The 24,416-nt window shown below is 64.0% G+C and carries 10 protein-coding genes; 7 read left to right on the top strand and 3 right to left on the bottom strand.

The genetic code is table 11. The annotated features are described in order from the left end of the window. The first annotated feature begins 18 nt into the window (after positions 1-18). The gene (locus ACF8O8_RS15115; protein WP_392509915.1) at positions 19-2,790 is read left to right on the top strand and encodes an amino acid adenylation domain-containing protein; all 2,772 of its coding nucleotides are present in this window, start codon (positions 19-21) and stop codon (positions 2,788-2,790) included. Positions 2,791-2,817: 27 nt separating this feature from the next. Here the strand turns inward: ACF8O8_RS15115 and ACF8O8_RS15120 are convergent, their stop codons facing one another. After that, the gene (locus ACF8O8_RS15120) at positions 2,818-3,303 is read right to left on the bottom strand and encodes an isochorismatase family protein (protein ID WP_143493682.1); all 486 of its coding nucleotides are present in this window, start codon (positions 3,301-3,303) and stop codon (positions 2,818-2,820) included. A gap of 160 nt (positions 3,304-3,463) precedes the next feature. Then, positions 3,464-14,290 carry a peroxidase family protein gene (locus ACF8O8_RS15125; protein ID WP_392509916.1) on the bottom strand — a complete coding sequence of 3,609 codons (10,827 nt, stop codon included), beginning with the start codon at positions 14,288-14,290 and terminating at the stop codon, positions 3,464-3,466. Between the two features lie 543 nt (positions 14,291-14,833). On the opposite strand from ACF8O8_RS15125, the gene ACF8O8_RS15130 reads away from it, so the two are divergent. The 6 genes from ACF8O8_RS15130 (at position 14,834) to ACF8O8_RS15155 (ending at position 22,376) form a co-directional block, all read left to right on the top strand. Continuing rightward, positions 14,834-16,570 carry a type I secretion system permease/ATPase gene (locus tag ACF8O8_RS15130; RefSeq protein WP_010953487.1) on the top strand — a complete coding sequence of 579 codons (1,737 nt, stop codon included), beginning with the start codon at positions 14,834-14,836 and terminating at the stop codon, positions 16,568-16,570. Between the two features lie 6 nt (positions 16,571-16,576). Next, on the top strand, positions 16,577-17,917 hold the full coding sequence (locus ACF8O8_RS15135) for an HlyD family type I secretion periplasmic adaptor subunit (RefSeq protein ID WP_010953486.1): 1,341 nt from the start codon (positions 16,577-16,579) through the stop codon (positions 17,915-17,917). Position 17,918: 1 nt separating this feature from the next. Next, entirely contained in the window at positions 17,919-19,247 is a 1,329-nt protein-coding gene (locus ACF8O8_RS15140) for a TolC family outer membrane protein (protein WP_049587173.1), read from the top strand. Between the two features lie 215 nt (positions 19,248-19,462). Further along, positions 19,463-20,326: a sensor domain-containing diguanylate cyclase gene (locus tag ACF8O8_RS15145; protein ID WP_010953484.1), complete on the top strand. Its 864-nt coding sequence runs from the start codon at positions 19,463-19,465 to the stop codon at positions 20,324-20,326. Between the two features lie 17 nt (positions 20,327-20,343). Continuing rightward, on the top strand, positions 20,344-21,696 hold the full coding sequence (chrA, locus tag ACF8O8_RS15150; protein WP_350297676.1) for a chromate efflux transporter: 1,353 nt from the start codon (positions 20,344-20,346) through the stop codon (positions 21,694-21,696). An 11-nt stretch (positions 21,697-21,707) separates the two neighbouring features. Continuing rightward, a complete protein-coding gene (locus tag ACF8O8_RS15155; RefSeq protein ID WP_049587171.1) occupies positions 21,708-22,376 on the top strand; it encodes a bifunctional 2-polyprenyl-6-hydroxyphenol methylase/3-demethylubiquinol 3-O-methyltransferase UbiG in 669 nt (222 codons plus the stop codon). A gap of 68 nt (positions 22,377-22,444) precedes the next feature. Here ACF8O8_RS15155 and quiC read toward each other — a convergent pair whose 3' ends face one another. Beyond that, positions 22,445-24,352, bottom strand: a complete 1,908-nt coding sequence (gene quiC, locus ACF8O8_RS15160; protein WP_392509917.1) for a 3-dehydroshikimate dehydratase QuiC — start codon at positions 24,350-24,352, stop codon at positions 22,445-22,447. Positions 24,353-24,416 lie beyond the last annotated feature (64 nt).

Consider the following 24,416-nt stretch of genomic DNA (forward strand, 5'->3'; position numbering starts at 1 on the left):
GCGGAGCACTCGATCATCATGCCGGACCTGCGCCCGAACCCGACGCTGTGCCTGGAGTACCGTGCCGAACAGCCCATTCACCACGCTTTCATCCAGCAGGCCAGCCGCTGCCCGGCGGCCATTGCCATCATTGGCCAGCACACAACCTGCAACTACTCCCAACTGGAGCAGATCAGCGCGGGCATTGCCGCGTTTCTGGTTAAAAACGCCACCAGCGGCACCGATCGTGTGGTCATCGTCACCCGCCGCAGCGCCGCCCTGGTATACGCCATGCTCGGCTGCCTGCGTGCCGGCCTGGCCTTCACCGTGGCTGACGCCGCTTACCCTGCCGCGCGTATAGAGCAAATCGTCAACACCCTGAAGCCTGCGGTGATACTGCGCTGTGCCGAGGCAACCGTCGACGTCGGCCAGCCCATGGTCGTCACGGTGCCCGAAGCCCCCGCGGAGGCGCTGCAGGCCTTCCCTCGCCAACCTGTCGCGCTGCCCGCTGTCAGCCCTGAGCAGCCGGCCTACATCACCTTCACCTCGGGCAGCACCGGCGAACCCAAGGGCATCGTTACCCACCACGCACCGCTGGTGCACTTCATCGACTGGCATGTGCGCCAGCACGGCTTTACCCAGGCCGACACCTTCTCGCTGCTTTCTGGCCTGGGCCACGACCCGGTATACCGCGACGTGTTCACGCCACTGTCGCTTGGCGCAACCATTGCCTGCCCGGCGCAGTCGACCCTGACCGACCCCTCACGGCTGGCCAGCTGGCTTCAGCAGCACGGTGTGAGCGTGATCCACCTCACCCCGCCGCTGGGCAAGCTGATCGAAACCGGCGCACACCTGAACGGCCAGGTTCTCGACCACCTGCGCTACCTGTTCTGGGGTGGCGATGCACTCAGCCCGACGCAGTACCAGCAGGTCCGCGCCATCGCACCGAATGCCGTCAATGTGAACTTCTACGGCACCACCGAAACCCCACAGGCCATGGCTTTCCATACCCTCGACCCGGAAATGGACACTGCCCGGGTGCCCTTGGGCAAAGGCATTGCCGATGCACAATTGCTAGTGATAAACCCGGCCAACCAGCTGGTCAGCGAGGGCGAGACAGGCGAAATCCTGATCCGCAGCCCCTACCTGTCGCGGGGTTACTGGGGCGACCCGGGGCTGACCGAAGCCAAATTCATCGCCAACCCGTTCACCGCTGACGCGGCTGACCGCTGTTACCGCACGGGCGACCTGGGCACCTACCTGGCCGATGGCAGCGCCAGTTTTCTGGGGCGTGCTGACAGCCAGGTGAAAATCCGTGGGCATCGCATCGAGCTGGCGGAAATCGAGAACACCATCAGCCGGCACCCACACATAGGGCAATGCGTGGTCCTGGCCAACCACGAGGGTGCATCGACCCGGCTGGTGGCCTATTGCGTCGCACAGCAGGCCACCCGAGCTGACGAACTGCGCCAGGCCCTCGCCGGCCAGCTGCCTGACTATATGGTTCCGGCGCTGTTCGTGTTCCTTGATGCCCTGCCGCTCACCCCAAACGGCAAGGTCGACAAACGCGCGCTGCCTGCGGCATTTGACGACAGTATCAGCCCACCGTTGTCACCCTTGGCCGAAAAGCTGAGTACAGCCTGGGCACGCATCCTCCAGGTGCCGCGCCTGGACGCCAGGTTGAGCTTTGTCGAGCTGGGCGGCGACTCGCTGTCGTTCGTACAGGCTTCGCGCGTGCTCGAAGCACTCATCGGCCACCTGCCTGAACGTTGGGAAACCCTGCCGGTGTGCCAGCTGGCCGAGCTGAGTACGCCACCCAAAGGTACGTGGCGGGTGATGGAGATGCCGGTGTTCATCCGCATGCTCGCGATCATCCTGATTGTGGTCGGCCACCTGGGCGAGTTCGACCACTGGCTGATCGTCGGCGAAACCTCGGTGCTGTTTCTGGTCTCCGGCATCGCCCTGGCGCGCTTTCAGCTCAAGGCCATCGAAGCGCGTGGCGATGCACGCACGCTGCTCAGGTCACTGGCAGCCATCGTGGTGCCAACACTGTTGTATACCGCATTGATCCAGCTGGTATTCGACCGGCTGCATTGGCAATCGCTGCTGCTGGTTTCCAACTGGTTCCCCGCCAGCGAGGTCAGCCTGTTCAACTATTGGTACATCGAAGTGTTGGTGCAGATGATCGTGATCATTGGCCTGGTGCTGTCGATCAAGCGCGTGCGCCAGGTGCTGGTTGCCGACCCGTTTCGCTGGCTGATCATCGCTGCCTGTGCACTGGTAGCGCTGGATGTGTTCCTCAACCAGTTCGTATTCGACGCCAGTGCCTTGCTCAACCGTGTACCCCAGCACTTCCTGGCGGTGATGGTGCTGGGCATGGCCGTGCACCATGCCGACACGACCTCACGCAAATGGGTGGCCAGTGCGGTGGCCGTGCTGGTGGTGGGTGAGCTGGACCTGATGGCGGTTGCCGGTGTTGGCTGGCAAGCGCTCACACACTATGTCGACATCGCCCTGCCAGCGATACTGGCGCTTGTCTGGTTCCGCTCGGTGCCAGTACCCGCCCTGGTTGCACGGGCAGGTGCGGTGATCGCTTCGTCAACCTTGTATATCTACCTGACGCATTTCCAGTTCGAGTCGGTGGCGGAGCATGTTTTCAGGCACCCGCTGTTCGAGGTGGCCCTGGCACTCGCTGGAGGGGTACTGGTGAGCTATTGCTGGAACACCCTGTTGCGCCTGCTGTTTACCCGCAGGCGCAAACAGCACCAGGCGCGTGGAGCCGATCCAGCTGAACGCGTCACCTCTGCCTGAACGAAGATGACCCCGCCGGCGCATGCACTACGTGCGTCCGGCCAGTTCAGCCAGCACCTCGGCCGAGGTAGTGACCTGGCGGAAGTGGTGCTTCCACAGGTCGGTACCCAGCTTGCCCGAACGGTCCAGCGACGACCCTATTGTCATGTCTGTCACCAGCGTGGGCATCAGCCCTGCATCGAACAGGGCAAAGCCGGCGGCCAGCACGCAGGTTTCGGTCTGCAGCCCACACACCAGCACCCGCTCTACACCCAATTGCCGGATGTAGTCGATAGCTTCGGCACTTTGCCCATAGCCATGCTTGACGAACACCTGGTCGGCCTCGACCAGGCTTTCGTCCTCGGCCGCCGGGTGCCAACCGAGCTGGCGCTCGAACGGCGTGACCTGTTCATCGTGCAACTCGACCGAGGCTATGGTGGGAATGTTCGCTGACAACCGCCGCAAACCATCGACCAGCCACTCGGGTGGGCTGAAGGTGGACTGAACATCGACGATGAGCAAAACCTGGCGCATGGGCGGATTCCGGCACGGGCAAAAGGCGCGAAGTATAACGCGAAGCAACTGCCGTGGTCGCTGGACAGGCCCGGGGAACCATTCGGCGACTCTTTGCGCAGAAAAAGGGGCTGCTGCGCAGCCCCCCTGTTGTACCCGTAACAGCTAACCCCAGCGCCCCTCAACCGGCGAGGATGAAGTCTGCGGCGGTCACCGTGGTTGCATCTGCCAACCCCACCAAACGTATGGAGTCGGCAGCACCGATACTTACCAAGGTGTCCGCACCAACATCGGCGATGGTCACACTGGCGCCAAAGGTGGCTGCGGTGATGTTGAGGGCGGTGATATCCAGCCGGTCCTGGCCACCCGCCGCAATGGCATCGAAATTGATGATCAAGTCGTTGCCAAAGCCTGCAGCGAACTGGAACACATCGTTGCCATCGGTGGCGATCAGGGTGTCGTTACCGGCCCCACCCACCACCGTATCGTTACCTGCCGCACCGTTGAGGAAGTCGTTGCCGGCCCCCCCGATCAGGGTGTCGGTACCCACGTCGCCGAACAATGTGTCGTTACCATCGCCGCCCTGCAGGGTGTCATTGCCGTTGCCGCCATCCAGGCTGTCATCGCCAGCGCCCCCGTTCAGGTTGTCGTTACCGGCCTCCCCCAGCAACGTGTCGTTGCCGCCACCGGCATCGAGGCTGTCGTCCCCCCCTCCACCGCGCAGTTGGTCGTCTCCCAGGCCGCCGAACAGCTGGTCGTTCCCGGCGTCGCCGTTGAGGGTGTCGTTGCCGGCATTGCCGTTGAGCACATCGTTACCGCCGTCGCCGCTGAGCGTGTCATTACCTGCCCCACCGTCGATGATGTTGGCCAGCCCGTTACCCGTGCCGGTGAAGTTGCCCACCCCGGTAAAGGCCAGGTTCTCGACGTTGGCCGCCATGGTGTGGCTGGACAGCGTGGTACGCACAAGGTCCGTACCGGCCCCCGTCGCCTCGACCACTACATCCCCGGCATCATCCACCACATAGGTGTCGTTGCCCACGCCACCCACCAAGCGGTCGGCACCCGCACCGCCGTTGAGCAGGTCGTTGCCGGCACCCCCCGTGAGGGTGTTGGCCAGCGCGTTACCGGTACCGGTAAAGGCGCTGCTGCCGGTATAGGTCAGGTTCTCGACGTTGGCACCAAGGGTGTAGCTGGCCAGGCTGGTCTGCACCTGGTCCGTGCCACCATTGAGTGCCTCGGTGACCGTATCTCCGGCGTTGTCGACCAGGAAGGTATCGTTGCCGGCACCGCCATTCATGGCATCTGCGCCAAGCCCGCCGTTGAGGGTATCGTTGCCATCCTCGCCATTGAGCAAGTCAGGGTCGTCACCGCCATTGAGGATGTCGTTGCCAATGCCACCGAACAGCTGGTCGCTGCCGCCCAGGCCGTTGAGCGTGTCGTTGCCGCCCAAGCCCGAGATCACGTCATTGCCTGCGCCACCGGTCAGGGTGTTGGCTCCATTGGTACCAACCAGTACAACACCCGGTGGCACGGTGACTGCAGCGGTCGCCGCCGAGGTCAGCGACTCCAGGGTGCCGAAGCCGTCGGTGTAGCGCACGATCACCCGTAGCTGCTGGTTACCCTGGGTGAAGCCGGGGGTGAAGGTGGCCGCCGTGGCCCCGGCAATATCGGTGAAGGTGCCGCCGGTGCCTTGCTGCCACTGGAAGCTGAAGGCCCCCAGGCCGTCGATGTCGGCAATTGCGCCGGTGAGCGCGGTCAGCGTCTGGCCTTGGTCGGGCGTGGTGTCGCTGATCAGCAACGCACCGGTCGGCGCATCGTTGACGTTGGCCACCGGGTCGAGAATGTCGGAGGCGACGCTTTCCTGCACGCCAAAGTCATCCACGTAGCTGACCACCACCCGCATGTTCTGCCCCACTTGCGCCTGGGTCAGGACGAACGTGCTGCTGATGGCGCCGGCGATGTTGACCCAACCGACACCCCGGTTGGACTGCCACTGGAAGGTGAACTGAGGGTTGCTCAGGCCGTCGGCATCGACGATGGTGGCCGGGTTGGCGGTGAGCGTCTGATTCTGCACCAGCAGCCCGGTCACGGTCGGCCCGGCGCTCGGCGCGCTGTTCGGCGTCGAATCGACGATTTCCAGCGTGCCCTTGGCGTCCTGGTACACCGCACGCACGCGGATGTTCAGGCCGGCGACATCGTCCGTGACGCGGTAGGTCGTACCGGTGACCCGTGTCGCTTCACCAGCGGCCACAACCGTGATGTCTTCATAAACCCCGGAACCCGGCAGCGCCTCGACTTGCCAGTAGTAGGCCACGGGGCCGTTCACCGCACCGGTCGCATTGGTTGCGCTGACATTGTCCGCGTCATGCACGGCGAGGTTGCTTACCCTCAGCAGCTGGCCACTGACGGGCGTATCGTCGCGCAGGCCGGTGCTAGCATCGAGAATCGCCAGGTGGCCGGTGGGGCCGGCGTTGACTGCCGTACCGACGCCAGAGGCCTGCGAACTGTCAGAGAACTGCAGGCGCTCGATGCCGGTCAGGTGGTCGACGCCATCGCGACCGGCCACCAGGTCGGTGACGGTCACCGAGTTGCCATCGACCACCACGCTGTAGTCGGTAGCCACCCCCGAGAACACCGCCGTGTCGTAATTGTCGGCACCGCTGAGGATCTCCCGCACGATCACCAGTTGGCCCGGGTTGTAGGTGCCATTGAGCATGAACGGCACCATCGGCTCCATGCTGTTGAAGCTGGCGATTTCCGGGCCGCTGCCATCAGGGTTGGCGCGTACGCTGATGCGCACGTTCAGCCACTTGTCGCCGTCGAGGATATCGTCGCCACCCCGGCCTTCGAGCAGGTCGCTACCGCTGCCGCCGAGGATGATGTTGCCACCGTCATAGAAGGTCGCCCCGGCCGCCAGCAGGCCGGCCAGGCCGTCGATCAGGCTGATGTTGGTCAACACGCTGCCGTTAGCACCTGCAGTAGGCAGCGAGGTGGCGTCTTCGCTGTCGCCGCGCAGGAAGTCGCCATGCGCCGAGCCCGACAGGCCTTCCATGATGTCGAAGCGCACCAGCGTCGAAGCGCCCGAACCCGGTACCAGTGGCACATCGAAGAAGCGGTCGCTCATGTCGATGGACACGCCTTGGGCCAAGTCCTTGAAGGTTGCCCAGTCATAGCCCGAGCCACCAATGTAACGGTCGCCGAACCCCAGGCTGCCGACCATGATGTCGTCGCCGCCTTCACCGTTGAACTTGTCGTTCTCGTTGCCGCCGACAAATACGTCATTGCCGATGACGGGGTCGTTGCCGAGCGGGTCGAAGTTGTCGCCAGGCGCGCCGTCCGAGGTGCCCTTCTCGATCCAGTCGTCACCTTCGTTGCCCATGTCCTGCTCGTTGGCCTTGCTGCCGAGGATGAAGTCATTGCCTTGGCCGCCAATGGCTTCGGAGGCGTCCTCACCGGTGACGATGAAGTCATTGCCGAAACCGCCGATGATCAGGTTGATGCCATTACCGCCGTGCAACACATCGTTGCCGTCGCCGCCCTGGATGTTGTCGTCACCGCCCATGTCGCTGATGATGTCGTCGCCGGCCCCACCGCGCAGCTGGTCGTTGCCGTCGCCACCCTCGATGCGGTCGTTGCCGGCATCACCCCAGACCGTGTCGTCGCCTTCGCTGGAGACCAGAATATCGTCCCCGTTGGTGCCGCCCAGCACGATGTGCTCGGCACCGGCATAGCGGATGTAGTGGGTGTCCGGGCCAGCCGTCAGCGGGCTGTCGCGGAACACCACCTGCTCGCCGTTTTCGCCCAGCGGGTCGGCGCTGCCAAGGCCCTCGTTGTACTGCTTGGTCTGGTCCAGTTCCAGGTAGAAGCCAGGGTCGGAAAACACCAGGCCTGGCAGGTGGGTGGCCGAGCTGTTGGCCATGATCAGCTTGGCAAACGAGTTGCTTTCCAGCTCGGCGTTCATCGACAGGCCCGCCGTGCGCTCCAGGTAGTAGAAGCGGTCGCCGTCCTGCAGTTTCTCCATCTGGTTCTCGAACACGAAGTTGAAGGTGCTGCCGAGCATGCCGCCAAATGGCGCTTTTGCTTCCGCCAGGCCGCCGATCCACAGGTCGATGGCATCGACACCGGTCACGGTGACTGCCTTGAGGTCATCGGCAGTACCCAGTACACCGTCCTTGCCGGGCAGGGTCACGTTGGCCCAGGCGCCGCTGCTGTTGAGGAAGTCCATGCGGTCGGCGGGTGCGCCATCGCCACCGAACACCAGGGCCATGGCCGCGGCGCGTTTTTCCAACAGGGTGGTGGCATTGGTGATGGTGCTGTGGGTGCCGTAGGCCGCGATGAAGTTGATCAGCGACTCTGGGTGCTTCAGGTGTTGCACCAGGTCGACCCAGCTGGTGTACGGCTTGAGCTGGGTATCGCCGGTTTGCCCGTAGATTTCGCGGCGCACAGCGTTCAGCGAAGGGATACCGACGTCGCGGCCACGGGCGATGTTGATCGCTGGCAGGTCCAGTGGCAGGCCGAGCAGGTTGTTGCGCAGCGCCTCGGTGACGAACTCGTCGATTTCGTTACCGGCCTGGCGTGTGACCCCGCGCACGATGGCGCTGGTGGCGTCCTCGGGGGTAACGCCACTGGCGGCATAAGCCAGCGGGTTGAGGAAGGCCGCGATCAGCCCCAGTTGCTGGTCGGGGTTGGCGCTGGCCGGGTCCTGGATGACGTTGAAGTCGATGTCGAAGCGGTCGACAGTCTCGGTCAGCATCGAGTGGCCGAAGCGGTACACGGTGTGGGCAAACTCGGCCACGATCGAGGCATCGAGGTCGACGTCGTATACCTGGGTCGGAGCAAAGAACAGGTCGACCCGAGGTTGCACGGTGCGAGCGAACTCCTCGAACACCAGGTGCTGGTACTGCATTTCGGTGCCGAACTTGGCCGCCTGGAACAACCGCTCGCCATTCCACACCAGGGCACCGATCTCGGCCGGGGTGACCGGCAAGGCGCTGACCGGGTTGAGCAGCCATTCGTTGAGGAAGGCCAGGTCACCCGAGTCGAGCACGGTGTCCATGGTCTGCGCCACCAGCCGGTTGTGCTCGGAGTGGAAGATCGCATGCACGGCGGTCAGGCCGATGTTCTCGTTGACCCGGCCGTCACCGGCGATGTAGTGCGCGTCCAGCAGTTCGTTGTCGTAGGCCAGGTTGGCACCGGTCTGCGGGTTGACCGGCACGGCATTGCCGGCCACGTTGTCGGCATCCGGCGCCAGCACGCCGCCACTGAACACCGGCACGGCATTGTGGGCGATGTCGGCAAGGAACTGGTGCCCGGTACGCACGGCGTTGGTCAAGTCGAGCGGTGCCAGCGGGTTGCCTTCGACCTCTTGGTCATCAGCGGTGCCGGCAATACCGTCCAGGCCTTTCATCACCACCATCGGGTAGCCGTTGGGGCCTTTGATGAAGTTGCCGTAGGCATCGGTGGCCAGCAGCGGCACGTTGTCGACGTCGGCATCGGTCAGGTTGATGCCGAGCAGGTCGCGGGCCTGGGCCTTGACCACCTTCCAGGTGGCCATGCCGCCGATCTCGGTGTCGTCGGCCGTGCCGAACCGCCCATCAGCGCCCAGGTCGCGATTGGTGATCAACCGGCCCGTGGCGACCGGGCCGTCGTCAGTCATGACATAGGCGCGCAGGAACACCTGGTGCGAGGGATGCGAGCTGTAGGTCTGGTTCTGGTCAACGAATGGCGTGGTGGTGTTGGTGTGTTCGCGGATGTCGTCGGCGTTGCCAAGGATGCCGTCCGGCCCAGGCAGGTTGGTGGCACGGGTTACCACCATGAAGTTGGTGAAGCCACCCTCCACGTACAGCGGGTCGTCCGGTTGCAGCGGGATATAGATGGTACCGGAGCCGCCCTTGGTGACCAGGTCCAGACCATGGTCGAAAAACTGCCCGAAGAAGGTCATCCAGGCGTTGAACGGCGCAGACAGCCCGGCATCGGCAGCGGTGTTCTCGAACAGGTACACGTCATGGTCGTCGGTGGTGCCGAACTGGCCGTCCATGCCCGGGCTGGCGACGATGCGCACGCCATCCTTGAGCACGTCGTCGTTGCCTGCGGCGCCGAAGTTGAGCACGCCATCGGCACCCGGGTCATACGCGGTGGCATAGGCTGCCGGGTTGTTGGAGGTCTGGTCGACAATCAGGTTGCTGATGGTACGTGGCTGAGAATCGAACACCGGCCCGCTGGTCTGCTGGTACGACGAGCCCGGGATCGCGGGGGAACCTGGGCCGAAGAAACCGGCTGGCGCACCTTCGGCCGGGTTGAATACCGGGTCGGTCACGCGCGGGAAGACGTTGTCGGCGGCACCGTATTGGGTGTTGTTGTTGCCGTTCAGGTTCATCAGGTTGTTGTTCGAGCCATCCACCGCACGCAGGCCCATGGCTGCACGGACGTTGGGGATCAGCGAGAGGATGTCCTGCCCGGCGGCATCGGCCTCGGCAATCTTGATTTGCGCGAGGATGAAGTTCAGGTCGGAGCGCACCATGTGCAGGCCGGCACCGCCGTCACTGGCATCCACCACCGGGGTGGCCGCTGTCGGCACCACGGGCGCGCCAGGTTGCACCACGGTGGTAGGCTGCGAGTACAGCACTTCGGTGGTGCCATGGGCATCCTGATAGATCGCCTTGACCCGCAGGCTCAGCCCGGCCAGGTCTGGCGACACCTTGAACGAAGTGCCATCGGCGCTCTGGAAGGCCAGGTCGCCGGCCGGTAGCAGGATGATGTCCTGGAACACACCGCTGCCCGGGTCGGCCTCGAACTGCCAGTAGTAGGACACCGAACGGTCGGCGAGCGAGCCAGTCGGGTTGCCCGCACTGATATTGTCGGCGTCGCGCACGGCGGCCACGCTCACCGTAAGCATGTCACCCACGGTAATCTCACCGCCGTTGCCGTCGAGCAGGGTTGGGCTGCCGGTGGGTTGTGCGTTCACCCCCTCCACCAGTACGCGCTGGCTATCGGCAAACTGCAGGCGTTCGATGTGCAACAGGGTATCGACGCCATCGCGGCCGGCCACGGTATCGGTGACGGTCCAGACGTCGTCGGCAACATCGGCGGTGCCCTTGGTGTTCTGGGTCACCACGTACTCGCTCTGTAGCCCAGAGAATACTGCCGTGTCGAAGGCGGCCCCGCCGGTCGAAGTGCCGGGCAGGATTTCGCGCACGGCCTTGAGCTGGCCGGGGTTGTAGGTACGGTCAAGCATGAACGGAATCATGTCGGCCATGCTGTCGAAACTGGCGATTTCCGGGCCGGTGTGGTTGACGTCGCCAGGGGCGTACACGGCGATGCGCACGTTGAGCCACTTGTCGCCATCGACCAGGTCATCGCCACCCCGGCCTTCGATCAGGTCGCTGCCATTGCCGCCGAGCATGATGTTGCCGGTGGCAAAGCCGGTGGTGGGCAAGCCGGCATCCGCCAGGAACTGCTGCAGCCCACGTATCAGCGCCACGTTGGTCAGCGCACTGCCGGTGGCACCGCCATGGTTGAGAATGGTCACGGCATCGACGTCGTCGCCCTTGAGCACATCGGCGTAGGCCGAACCGGACACCCCTTCGACCTCGGCGAACCTGTCCAGAATCGAGGCAGGCGAAGCGCCCACCGGGTTGAACACGCCAGCGTTCTGGTTAGGCGCGTTGCCATGGGGCTGAGCCAAGGCGGCCAGGCTGAGGTCCACGGTGACACCGACGCGATCATTCTTGTTGGTGACCCAGTCGAAACCGGACATGCCATCCATTTTGTCTTGGGCATCGCTGCCGACGAAGATATCGTCGCCGCCCTCACCGATCATTTCGTCGAAGCCGCCGCCCCCGACGAAGATGTCGTTGCCAATGACTTCGTCACCCAGCAAGGGTGCGAAGTTGTCGCCAGGTGCGCCGTCCTGGGTACCCTTCTCGATCCAGTCGTCACCCTCGTTACCGGTAGGTGGCAGGTTGGTCTTGGCGCCGAGGATGAAGTCGTCGCCCAGGCCACCGAAGGTGGTGCTGATGTCCTCGGTGGTGATGATGAAGTCCTGGCCATCGCCGCCCAGGATCAGGTTACCGGCAACCCCCATACTGCCAGCGACGATCACGTCGTTGCCGGCATTGCCTTCCAGGCGGTTGTCGCCGAACGAATCGGTGATGATGTCGTCGCCCGCGCCACCCAGCACCGCGTCGTTGCCGGCGCCGCCTTCGAGCAGGTCATCACCGGCATCGCCATAGAGGGTGTCGTCGCCTTCGCTGGAGATGATGATGTCGTTGCCCGCGGTGCCACCCAGCACCACATGGTCTTCACCGGTGTAATGCAGGAAGTTGCTGTCTGGCCCGACGGTATCGGGGTTATCGCGGATCACCAATGGGACGATTTCAACCCCGTTGATCTCGATGCCGCCAGTGGGGTCGGCCTTGCCGTCGGCACCCAGCCCGGTGAACTGGTTGGCCTGGTTCACTTCCAGGGTGAACGTGGGAGTGAGGAACACGGTGTTGGACAGGTGGGTGACGTCGGAGTTGGCCATGATCAGCTTGGCAAAGGAGTTGTTTTCCAGCTCCGTACCAAAATTCATGCCCGCCGTGCGCGACAGGTAGTAGAAGCGGTCACCGTTCTGCAGCGCTTCCAGCTGGGTTTCGAAGACAAAGTTGAAGCTGGAGCCGAGCATGCCGCCAAACGGCATTTTCTTCTCGGCCAGGCCACCGACCCAGAAGTCGATGGCGTCGACCCCGGTCACGGTCACCCCGGCAATGTCGTCGGCCGTGCCGGCGATGCCGTCCGCGCCGGCCAGCGTCACGTTGGCATAGGCACCGGTGCCGTTGAGGAAGTCGAGGCGATCAAGGGGGGCACCGTCTCCGCCAAGTACCAGTGCCACGGCGGCGGCGCGCTTGGCGGCCTCGGTGGTGGCCCCGGTAATGCTGCTGTGGGTACCGTAGGCGGCAATGAAGTTGATCAGCGACGCCGGGTGCTTGAGGTGATCGGCAAAGTCGACCCAGCTGATATAGGGCTTGAGCTGGCTGTCGCCGGTGGCAGCATAGAACTCGCGGCGGGCCTCGTTCAGGCTGGGGATGCCGGTATCACGACCGCGAGCGATGTTCAGCGCAGGCAGGTCAAGTGGCAGGCCGAGCAGGTTGTTGCGCAGGGCTTCGGTGACGAACTCGTCGATCTCGTTGCCTACCTGACGGGTAACGCCGCGGATGATTGCGCCCGCCGCTTCATCAGCCGTGGCCCCGCTACCGGCGAACGCCAGCGGGTTGAGGAACGCGGCAATCAGGCCCAACTGCTGGTCGGGGTTGGCCGGGTCGGCAGAAACCGGGTTGAACGCCGGGTCGTAGCGGTCGACGGTTTCGGTCAGCATCGAGTGGCCAAAGCGGTACACCACATGGGCAAACTCAGCGAGGATGGCCGGGTTGATCGAGGTGTCGTAGCCGTTGGGGGCGAGGAACTCGTCGATCTGCGGCTGGATGGTGCGGGCGAACTCTTCGAACACCAGGTGCTGGTACTGCATCTCGGTGCCGAACTTGGCGGCCTGGAACAGCCGCTCGCCATCCCACACCAGCGCGGCGATGTCGGCAGGCGTGGTGGGGATGGCGGTTACGTCGTCGATCAGCCACTCATTGAGGAACGCCAGGTCGCCCGCGGCCAGCAGGGTGTCCTTGGTCTGCTGCACCAGGCGGTTGTGCTCGGAGTGGAACACATGGTGCACGGCGGTCAGGCCGATGTTCTCGTTCACCCGGCCGTCACCGGCGATGTAGTGCGCGTCGAGCAATTCGTTGTCGTAGGTCAGGTTGTTGCCACCCTGCCCGACCGGCTGCGCGTTACCCACCAGGGTGTCGGCGTCCGCCTGCAGCGCACCCCCGACCACCACCGGTGCGGCATTGTGGGCGATATCGTCAAGGAAGCCATGCCCGGTGCTCACGGCATTGGCCAGGCTGATCGGTGCATTGCGGTCGCCCTCGACCAGCTGGGTGACGTCATCGGCGGTGCCAGCAATGCCATCGGCGCCGTTGTTCACGCGCATGACCACCTGCGGCATGCCGTTGGGTCCGCGCAGGAAGTTGCCGTAGGCATCGGTGGCCAGCAGCGGCACGCTATGCACGTCGGCATCGGTCAGGTTGATACCCAGCAGGTCGCGGGCCTGGGCCTTGACCACCGCCCAGGTGGCCATGCCACCGCTTTCGCCGTTGCCATCGTCGGCGGTGCCGAACTTGCCATCGGCGCCCAGATCACGGTTGGTGATCAGGCGCCCGGTAGCCACCGGGTCACCTGCGGCGTTGACCGTGTATTCGCGCAGGAACACCTGGTGCGAGGGATGTGAACTGTAGGTCTGGCTCTGGTCGACGAAGGGCGAGGTGGTGTTGGGCTGGCTATCGTCGGCGGTACCCACCACGCCATCGGCGCCGGCGGTGCGCACGGCGCGGGACAGCACCATGAAGTTGGTCGGGCTGCCGGCCACGAACAGAGGGTCGTCCGGGCGCAGCGGGATGAACACGATGTCGGTGCTGCTCTTGCTGACCAGGTCCAGGCCGTGGTCGAAGAACTGGCCAAAGAAGGTCATCCAGGCGTTGAAGCCGGCGGTCAGCCCGGCGTCTGGTGACACATTGGGGATGAAGAACACAGGCTTGTCGTCAGCGGTGCCAAATACGCCGTCGATACCCGGGCTCATCACCGGCGCGGCACCGCCGTTGGCCTCGACTGCGGCCGGGTTGTTGGCTGTCTGGTCGACGATCAGGTTGCTGATGGTGCGCGGTTGCGAATCGACGACATTGCCGGTGCCGACATAGTTGGCGCGGTAAGACGCTTCGAGCAGGCGCAGGAACGAGTTGTCGGCTGCGCCGAACTCGCTCTGCCCGGTGACCAGGTTGTTGTAGCTGCCATCCACCGTGCGCAGGCCAAAGGGTACCTGGCTGTTGGGCAACAGGTCGATCAGGCTGGCGCCATCGGCGTGTGCCTCAGCGATGAAGATCTGTTTGAGGATGAATTCAAGGTCCGACTTGCTGAAATTGGCCATTGCAGTTGCCCTCGATCTGTCCGGAGATGACACAGGGCAACAGGGTCCTTCCCGCGCCCAGTCAGTGTTGACGTGCGCAGAATCTGGTTGGGTGTACCGGGCTCAGTAGCCCAGCACTCGTGTGCTGAAACCTCTGGCCTCTTCTTGGCAAGCTGGCACCCCGTTGCGGGAGAGCCCTGTAAACCGTGCGCAACAGGTGTAACGCACGTGCATCGATCCCAGTTCGCACAGGGCCCGAATACTTCAGACTAAAGTCGTAGGCCAAAAGCTTGTCAATATTTCGTCAAAAAAAATCTTAACCGTTGATAATGCGATGCAACTCACTGTTTTTCTGTAACTTATAAAAAGTTCAAAGTATTTATAGAGCGAAATGATATTACTGGATGTTTCGTTGCAACCTACGCTGCTGTCTGTGGGAGCAACGCAGCGTTTGGGCAATATCGCCATCAGTGCGACCCGCCTGCGAGCCGACCAAAAATCCACAACAGCCGTTGTACGGGGCGCCGCAAGGGCTTCCCGCTTTGTGATAAAGGGAGGCCTCCGATGCCTAAGCCACCACGCACCCGCTCCGAACTGGCCGACGTGCTGTTTCACTTGCGCCGCAGCTTCTACGCCCTAGCCGCCTTCAGCGGCGTGATAAACGTCATGATGTTGACGCCAGCCATTTATATGTTGCAGGTGTATGACCGCGCCCTGGTCAGCCGCAACGTCACCACCTTAGGCATGCTCACCTTGCTGGTGGTCGGCCTGTTCCTGCTGATGTCGGCGCTGGAGATGGTTCGCACCCGGGTGTTGATAAGGGTGGGCAACGGCCTGGACATGAGCCTGAACCGGCGCATCTTCAGCGCTGCCTTCGAACGCAACCTCAGCCGTGCCGGCGGTAACCCGGCCCAGGCCCTGCAGGACTTGGCGCAGGTACGGCAGTTTCTCACCGGTAACGGCCTGTTCGCGTTCTTCGACGCCCCCTGGACACCGATCTACCTGCTGGTTTGCTACCTGATCCACCCGTGGCTCGGGCTGGTCACCACGATTGGCTCGCTGATCCTCGTCGGCCTGGCCTACCTCACTGAAAAGGCCACGCAAAAACCCTTGGCCGAAGCCAACCAGGCAGCCATGTCGTCGGCCAGTTACGCCAACAACAACCTGCGCAACGCCGAAGTGATCGAAGCCATGGGCATGCTGCCGTCAATCGGCAAGCGCTGGTATCAGGGCCACTTGCGTATCCTGCAGATGCAGACCCTGGCCTCCGACCGCGCGGCGCTGATCAGCAGCATCGGGCGCTTCGTGCGCATCACCCTGCAGTCGCTGATCCTCGGCACCGGCGCGCTGCTGGCGATAGAGGGCACGATCACCCCCGGCATGATGATCGCCTGCTCGATCCTTACCGGCCGAGCCCTAGGCCCGGTGGAACAGGTGATTGCTGCGTGGAAGCAACTGCTGGGCTGCCGCCTGGCCTGGGGCAGACTCAATGACCTGCTGCAGGACTACCCGCAACGGCCACCGAGCATGTCGCTGCAGCGGCCAATGGGCATGCTGGCCGTGGAGAACGTGATCGCCGGCGCCCCAGGCAGCAGCACCAGCATCGTACGCGGGGTGAGCTTCAGCCTGGCCCCGGGTGACAGCCTGGGTGTCATCGGCCCCTCGGCCTCGGGCAAGTCTACCCTCGCCCGCCTGTTGGTAGGCGTGTGGCCGGCCCAGGCCGGCAAGGTGCGCCTGGACGGCGCCGATATCTTCACCTGGAACAAGGCCGAACTGGGCCCGTGGCTGGGCTACCTGCCGCAGGACGTGGAGCTGTTCGAAGGCACCATCGCCGAAAACATCGCCCGCTTTGCCGAGGTGGACAGCGACGCGGTGATCCGTGCCGCCCGCAGCAGCGGTGTACACGACATGATCCTGCGCTTCCCGCAGGGTTACGACACCCGCCTGGCCGCCGATGGCAGCCCATTGTCTGGCGGCCAGAAGCAACGCATCGCGCTGGCCCGCGCCCTGTATGGCGAGCCCAACCTGGTGGTGCTGGACGAACCCAACGCCAACCTCGATGACGTGGGTGAAAAAGCCTTGGTCGATGCCCTTGCCGAGCTCAAGGCACGCGGCGCCACGGTGGTGCTGATTTCCCACCGGCCCAATGTGCTGTGCGCGGTCGATCAGATACTGATGCTGCGCGACGGGGGTGTGCACATGCTTGGCAGCCGCGACGAAGTGTTCGCCGCGCTGCGCAAGGCCGCGGTGATTCCGGCAACGGCTGCGGCACCGCTGGCTTCGGTCAAAGTACGGGAGTAACCGACCATGCAGATGACTCAACATGCCGAACTGATCCCCGCCGAGAGCAGCCACCTGATCGATCTGGACGCGGGCCGCCCGGTACGCTGGGGCGTATGGCTGGTCATCGCCGGCTTCGGCGGTTTCCTGCTGTGGTCCTGCCTGGCGCCACTGGACGCCGGCGTGGTCGCCACCGGTACGGTCAAGGTCACCAGCAACCGAAAGGCAGTCCAGCACCTGAGCGGTGGCACCGTTGAAGCGATCATGGTGCGCGAAGGCGATGTGGTGAAGAAAGGCCAGGAAGTGGTGCGCCTCGATGCCCTGCGTGCGGTGGCCGAGCAAGGCGCACTCAGCGCCCAGTACATCGTCAGCAAGACCGTGGAAAACCGCCTGGAAGCCGAGCGCGATGGCCGCGATACCGTCACGTTCGACCCCGCCCTGCTTGAACACTACGCCAATGACCCACGCCTGCTGGCCGCCATGGACCTGCAACAGCGCCTGCTCGATACCCGCCGCGCGGGCCTTGCCGGTGAACTGAGCATCCTTGAAGAAAACCTCACGGCCTCGGCAGTGCAACTGAAGGGCCTGCAGCAGGTGTACGGCGCCCGCGCCTCGCAGATCGGCTTCCTCAACCAGGAACTGCAAGGCACCCGGGTCCTGGCCGCCGAAGGTTATGTACCCCGCAACCGCCTGCTGGAGCTGGAACGCAGCAATGCCGACCTGTCCGCCGGCCAGGCCGAAAACCTCAACAACATTGCCCGGGCGCGCAGCCAGGCCACCGAGATCAAGCTGCGCATTCTGCAGCGCCAGCACGACTACCTGAAGGAGGTGGAGTCGCAACTGACCGATACCGCCAAGGAAAACACCACCCTGGCCGACCGCTTGCGCGCACTGGACTATGAAGTGACCCACACGGTGATCCGCTCGCCGATCGACGGCATGGTCCAGGGCCTGAGCATCGCCACGGTCGGCGGCATCATCCAGCCCGGGGCCAAGATCATGGAAGTGGTACCGCTCGACCAGCCGCTGCAGGTCGATGCGATGATCCCGGTGCAGGCGATCGACAAGATGGTCCCAGGCCTTGCCGTGGACATCGCCTTCCCGGCCTTCAACCATGCGCAGACGCCGAACATTCCCGGCCGGGTAAAAACCATTTCCGCCGACCGGCTGCTCGACGAAGAAAGCAAGCAGCCGTTCTACCTGGCCCAGGTGGAAGTGACGCCGGCCGGCATGGGCTTGCTGGGCAGCAACCACATCCGCCCCGGCATGCCCGCCACCGTCACCATCAAGACCGGCGAGCGCAACCTGCTCAGCTACCTGCTCAAACCAATGCTCGAACGTGTGGACGCCGCGTTCAAGGAGCAATGACATGAAACGCCCATGCCTGATGGTGTGCCTGCTGGGAGTTGCCGTACAGGCCAGTGCCATGGACCTGAAGCAAGCCTGGGACCTGTTGCAGTACCAGGGCCCGATCTACCGCGCTGCCGTGCATGAAAAACAAGCCGGTGGCGAAAACCGCGCCATCGGCGAGGCCGGCCTGCTGCCGCAGATCAACGCCTCGGCCTACTTCAACCAGGTCAATGGCAGCCAGCGCCAGAATGGCCAGGACAATGACCTCGACTATGACTCCAAGGGCGCCAACGTGCGCCTGCGCCAGCCGTTGTTCAACAAACAGAAGATGGCCGAGTACCGCCAGGGCCAGCAACGAGCCGACTACAGCGTGGCGGTGTTCGACGCCAAGAGCCAGGACGCAGCGGTGCGCCTGGCCGACGCTTACTTCGACGTGCTGCTGGCCAGCGAAACCATCACCCTGGCCAAGGCCAAGCTGAGCGCTTTCGAAGAACAGCTGGCATCGGCGAAGCGGCGCATGGAACTGGGCGCCGGCACCATCACCGACGTCGACGAGTCGGTGGCCCGCCGCGACCTGGCCGAGGCCGACCTGATCGACGCCCAGGACAACCTGGTCAATGCCCGGCGCAAGCTGGAGGAATACATTGGTGAAACCCCGCAGGCGTTGACCACCCTGCAGGCGGGCTTCAGCACCCCGCCGCTGATGCCGGGCAACCTGCAGGAGTGGCTGGTCAAGGCCCAGGCTGACAGCCCACTGATTCATGCACGCCGGCACAGCTACGCGCTGGCCGAGGAAGAAGTCAACCGCGCCCGCTCCGGGCATTACCCGACCTTGGATTTCGTGGCGGGTTACACCGCGGGCAGCAGCCAGTCGATTTCCGAGCTGAACCAGCGCAACCACTACAGCTCGATCGGGCTGGAGCTGAACATCCCGCTGTACAGCGGTGGCAGCACCAGTGCCCTGTCCCGCCAGGCCAGCGCCAACAGTTCCAAGGCCCTGGATGAGCTGGACGCCACTCGCCAGGAGGTGATTTCCAACACGACCCGCGAATACCGTGGCGTGCAGAGTGGCGCCCTGCGCATTCAGGCACTGGAAAAGGCCGTGGCCTCCAACGAGCGTTCGCTGACCTCGACCCGCAAGGGCTTCAAGGAAGGTGGTACCAGCACCAACTCGGATGTGCTCAATGCCGAGGAGCTGCTGTATGACGCCCGCCATGACCTGTTCGAGGCCAAGCTCAACTACCTGATGTCGCGCCTGCGGCTGGCCTCGTCGGTGGGCAGCCTGGGGGATGATGATATCGAGCAGATCAATGATTACCTGGGGCCGGAGCTGATAGTCAGCAATTGATAGCGACCTCAAGCCATGCAGTGTCCCTGCACGAGCAGCCTTGTACTGCGAACAGGCCAGCAAGGCCTGACCGGTGGCAACGATCCACGAGACCCGCCCCTTTCGATGCGGTCGTTGCCAGTTTCAAGGAAGGGGCACCCGCCCTGCAGGCTGCCGTAGCTGCGACGTATTCCTTCAGGCTATGATCGGTCACCCTGCCGCGGACACCCTGAGCCATGCCCGTAGACCTGCAAGCGTTGTATCCCAGGCTGATCCACCTGATGCTGGACACGGTATTCGTGGTCGACAGGGACAACCAGATCGTGTTCGTCAGTGATGCCTGCAAGACACTGCTGGGCTACGAGGCCTGCGAACTGATCGGCACGCCGATTACCCGCTACATGCACCCTGACGACCTCGCGGCCACGCGCGCCTCGATCATGCGGGTGATGAACGGCCAGCCGCACTACGACTTTTGCAACCGTTACCTTCGCAAGGATGGCAGCGTGGTGCACATTCTGTGGGCGGCCTGCTGGTCCGAGGAGGCCCAAGCGCGTATCGGCGTGGCGCGGGACGTTACCGCCCAGCGCAAGGCCGAAGACGAACTGCGCTTCCTCGCCCATCATGACCCGCTGACCCGGCTGGCCAACCGCGCCATGTTCAATGAACGGCTGGACACTGCCCTGGCCGCGGCCCGGCGTCACAACCGCAGGCTGGCCTTGCTGTTCCTCGATATCAATGACTTCAAGCAGATCAACGACAACCACGGCCACAGCGTGGGTGACCGGGTACTGTGCACGCTGGCCCGCCGCCTGGAACGCTGCGTAGGGGCGGCTGGCACGGTAGCGCGGATGGGCGGCGACGAATTCACCGTGCTGTTGCCCGACTGCCCGTCGCCGGAGGCCATTGCCACGCACGTACAGCACATTCTCGCGGTTATGGCCGAACCGCTCGACGCCGAATTTGCCGGCATCGATGCACCGTCCTGCAGTATTGGCGTGGCCCGCTTTCCCGAAGACGGCAACGATGCCGACATGTTACTGCGCCATGCTGACGGGCACATGTACCGAATCAAGCGCCAACGCGCTGCGACTGGCTGAAAGCAAGGGCACACCGCATGGCTGAACACCTGCAAGAAACTGCCGGGCAAACACCCGCCTCTGTCGGCCTTGGCCAGGCATTGCTGTTCTGGCTGAAGCTGGGTTTCGTCAGTTTCGGCGGCCCGGCCGGGCAGATTGCGATCATGCACCAGGAGCTGGTGGAGCGGCGCCGCTGGATCAGTGAGCGGCGTTTCCTGCATGCCCTCAACTACTGCATGTTGCTGCCCGGGCCCGAAGCCCAGCAACTGGCCACCTACATCGGCTGGCTGATGCACCGCACCTGGGGCGGGGTGATTGCCGGCGCTCTGTTCGTGCTCCCGTCGCTGTTCATCCTGATCGGCCTGTCGTGGGTGTACCTGACCTGGAGCGAAGTACCGGTGGTCGCCGGGATTTTCGAAGGGATCAAGCCGGCCGTGACCGCCATCGTCGTGCATGCCGCCCACCGCATTGGCACGCGGGCGCTGAAGAACGGCTGGTTATGGGCCATTGCCGCGGCCTCGTTCGTGGCCATTTTCGCGCTTGACGTCCCCTTCCCGCTGATCGTGCTGGCGGCCGCACTGCTGGGTTATGTCGGCGGCCGGCTGCGGCCAGCACAGTTCGCGCCCGGTGGGGGCCACAGCGCAGTCAGGGCCCGCCAGCGCCCGGCACTGATCGACGACGATACCCCGATACCCGCGCACGCCTGCTTCAGCTGGGGCCGCCTGGTGACCTTGCTGCTGACGGTTGCGGCGCTTTGGCTTCTGCCCATGGGCCTGCTGATGGCGACCTTTGGCTGGCACGGCACACTGACGCAAATGGGCTGGTTCTTCACCAAGGCGGCGCTGCTGACCTTCGGCGGTGCCTATGCGGTGCTGCCCTATGTCTATCAAGGGGCTGTCGGCCACTATGGCTGGCTGTCGCCCACGCAGATGATCGATGGCCTGGCGCTGGGCGAGACCACGCCCGGGCCGCTGATCATGGTGGTGGCCTTCGTCGGTTTCGTCGGTGGCTACCTGCAGCCGATGTTCGGCGCCCACCAGGCGTTCCTCGCGGGCGCAGTGGCAGCGGGCCTGGTGACCTGGTTCACCTTCCTGCCCTCGTTCCTGTTCATCCTCGCCGGAGGCCCGCTGGTGGAGTCGACCCACAACGAACTGAAGTTCACCGCCCCACTGACCGGGATCACTGCGGCGGTGGTGGGGGTAATCCTCAACCTTGCGCTGTTCTTCGGCTACCACGTGCTGTGGCCGGACGGGTTCGATGGCGCGTTCCACTGGTCCTCGGCGGTGATAGCGCTCGCCGCGGCTGTGGCGCTGTTCCGCTACAAGCGCGGGGTGATACACGTGTTGATCGGCTGCGCCGTTGCCGGGCTCGCCCTTCACCTTTTCCGCTGATGGAGCCGATCATGCGCAACCCTGAAGACGCCTTGCTCGACAGTTGGCACCAGAACGCCCAGGCCTGGATCGACGCCGTACGCCATGGCGCCATCGAAAGCCGTCGCCAGGTCACTGACCAGGCCATCCTGCTGGCCATCCTTGGCCGCCAGCCCGAACGGGTGCTCGACCTGGGCTGCGGTGAGGGCTGGCTGCTACGCGCGCTGGCCGACCGGGGTATCGAGGCCGTGGGCGTCGATGGCGACAGAACGCTGGTGGATGCAGCGCGAGCTGCGGGCGCGGGTGAGGTGCACCTGGCCAGCTATGCGCAGTTGGCTGAGGCGAAGGTGCCTGTTGGCAAGGACTATGACCTGATCTGCGCCAACTTCGCGCTGTTGCACCAGGACATCATTGAACTGTTGTCGGCCATGCGTACTTTGCTGGTGCCAGGCGGTGCGCTGGTGATCCAGACCCTGCACCCGTGGAGCGTGGCCGACGGGGATTATCAGGATGGCTGGCGAGAGGAGTCTTTTGCCGGGTTTGCCGGGGATTGGCAACCGATGCCTTGGTATTTCCGCACCCTGGCCAGCTGGCTGAATGCGCTGGACATGGCGGGGTTGAGGCTGGTCAGTCTGCAGGAACCGCAGCATCCGCAGAGCGCGGTGCCGCAGTCGTTGTTGATGGTGGCTGAGCGTCACTGAATCGGGCCGTAATAATCCTGTGGAAGCAGGGTTCACCCCACTCCCACAAGACAGGCCGGTGCAGGCGACTACAGCACCGGCTTGCGCGCCGCCCCGCTACGGGCCTTGGCCATGGCTGCCAGGCGCACCGCAACGTTGGCAGCGCCGTAACCAGCGTACCCCGCCTTGCGCTGAATGATCTCGAAGAAGAAACGCTCCTCGAACGGCTCGGTATAGACGTGGAACAGCTCGCCACCTTGAGCGTCGCGGTCATACAGCACGTTGTAGTACGCCAGCTCACTGAGGAACTCGTCGTCGAAATCGAAACGCGCCGCCAGGTCGTCGTAGTAGTTCAGCGGGATTTCCAGCAGCGGTACCCCTGCCAGCTTGGCCCGCGCCACTTCGCGGAAGATGTCGTCACAATCGAAAGCGATGTGATGCACGCCCGAACCACGGTAGCTTGACAGCGCATGGGCGATGGCGGTGTTGCGGTTTTCCGAGATGTTCAGCGGCAGGCGCAAAGTGCCGCACTGGCTGCGCAAGGCGCGGCTCTTGACCAGGCCATACGGGTCGGGCAGCACCACCTCGTCGTCGGCGGCGAAGTCGAACAAGCTCTTGTAGAACAGCACCCAGCTGTCCAGCGACTCGGCCGGCAAGGCCAGGGCCATGTGGTCGATGCGGCGCAGGCCGCCGGTAGCGGTTGCGTTGTTGTCCAGGCTGAAGTCGGTATCGTACAGGGTGTGGCCGGCAGTGCCCTGCTCCACCAGGTACAGCAGGCTGCCATCGGGCGCACGCACCGCCGGCACTTCGCATTCGTTGGGGCCGACCAGGCCGCGGAACGGCTGGCCATGGAAGGCGGTGGCCCGCTTCAGGGCCGCTTGCTGGTCCTTGACCCGCAGCGCAGTGGCGCACAGCGATGGGCCATGGGCCTCAAAGAAGTTGTGGCCGAAGGAATACGGTTCGGCGTTCAGCACAATGTTGATATCACCCTGGCGCAGCAGTTGCACTTCTTTGCTGCGGTGCTTGCCGGCTTCGGCAAAGCCCAGGCGCTTCAGCCAGTTGCCCAGGCGCGCGCCGACGGCTTCGTCGACCGCGAACTCCAGGAACTCCACGCCGTCATAAGCGCTGGCCGGCGGCGGGGAGAACAGCACGCCAGGTTCGATCGGCGTGTTTTCCTGCTCCAGGCGCAAGCGGGTCTGTTCTTCGAGGTACAGCAGCGAACGCAAGCCGTCGGCGGCATTCTGCCGGGTCGGTGCGGCGCGGAAGCCGTCGTTGAAGATTTCCAGCGACAGCGGGCCACGGTAACCCGTGGCGAGGATCGGCGCCAGGAAACCGGCCATGTCCATTTCGCCCTGCCCCGGGAAGCAGCGAAAGTGGCGGCTCCACTCCAGCACATCCATGGCCAGGATCGGCGCATCGGCCATTTGCACGAAGAAGATCTTGTCGCCGGGGATGTCGCGGATCGCGCTGGGGTCACCTTTGAGCGACAAGGTGTGGAAGCTGTCGAGGATCACCCCGAGTGCCGGGTGGTCGGCCTGGCGCACCAGGTTCCACACTTGCTGGTAAGTGTTGACGTGGCGGCCCCAGGCCAGCGCTTCGTAACCAATGCGCAGGCCACGCTTGCCGGCATGTTCGCCCAGCAGGCGCAGGTCGTCGACCAACAGTTGCTCGTCACCCAGGGCATCGGCCTGGACGTTGCTGCACACCAGCACCAGGTCGGTACCCAGCTCCTGCATCAGGTCGAACTTGCGTTCGGCGCGGTCGAGGTTTTTCTGCAGGCGGTCACGGCGGCAGCCTTCAAAGTCGCGGAAAGGCTGGAACAAGGTGATGGCAATGCCCAGGTCGGCGCACATCTGGCGCACCTGGCGCGGGCTGCCAGCGTAATAGAGCAGATCGTTCTCGAAGATCTCGACGCCGTCAAAACCGGCGGCGGCGATGGCTTCGAGCTTTTCCGGCAGAGTGCCGCTCAAGGACACGGTAGCGATCGAACGCTGCATGGCGGGAGTTCCTTGTTGTTGGAGGAATACGGTGCCATTCGGGCAAACAACCCCTGTCACAGTT

Source organism: Pseudomonas sp. TYF_14, from assembly GCF_043105275.1.
Taxonomy (GTDB): Bacteria; Pseudomonadota; Gammaproteobacteria; order Pseudomonadales; family Pseudomonadaceae; genus Aquipseudomonas; species Aquipseudomonas alloputida.

What these genes read in the sequence shown, in the direction of transcription:
- ACF8O8_RS15130 (WP_010953487.1), top strand. Translation starts at nt 14,834, where the DNA reads ATGCCTAAGCCACCACGCACCCGCTCCGAACTGGCCGACGTGCTGTTT.
- ACF8O8_RS15120 (WP_143493682.1), bottom strand. Translation starts at nt 3,303, where the DNA reads ATGCGCCAGGTTTTGCTCATCGTCGATGTTCAGTCCACCTTCAGCCCA.
- ACF8O8_RS15140 (WP_049587173.1), top strand. Translation starts at nt 17,919, where the DNA reads ATGAAACGCCCATGCCTGATGGTGTGCCTGCTGGGAGTTGCCGTACAG.
- chrA (WP_350297676.1), top strand. Translation starts at nt 20,344, where the DNA reads ATGGCTGAACACCTGCAAGAAACTGCCGGGCAAACACCCGCCTCTGTC.
- quiC (WP_392509917.1), bottom strand. Translation starts at nt 24,352, where the DNA reads ATGCAGCGTTCGATCGCTACCGTGTCCTTGAGCGGCACTCTGCCGGAA.
- ACF8O8_RS15125 (WP_392509916.1), bottom strand. Translation starts at nt 14,290, where the DNA reads ATGGCCAATTTCAGCAAGTCGGACCTTGAATTCATCCTCAAACAGATC.
- ACF8O8_RS15155 (WP_049587171.1), top strand. Translation starts at nt 21,708, where the DNA reads ATGCGCAACCCTGAAGACGCCTTGCTCGACAGTTGGCACCAGAACGCC.
- ACF8O8_RS15115 (WP_392509915.1), top strand. Translation starts at nt 19, where the DNA reads ATGCCGGACCTGCGCCCGAACCCGACGCTGTGCCTGGAGTACCGTGCC.
- ACF8O8_RS15145 (WP_010953484.1), top strand. Translation starts at nt 19,463, where the DNA reads ATGCCCGTAGACCTGCAAGCGTTGTATCCCAGGCTGATCCACCTGATG.
- ACF8O8_RS15135 (WP_010953486.1), top strand. Translation starts at nt 16,577, where the DNA reads ATGCAGATGACTCAACATGCCGAACTGATCCCCGCCGAGAGCAGCCAC.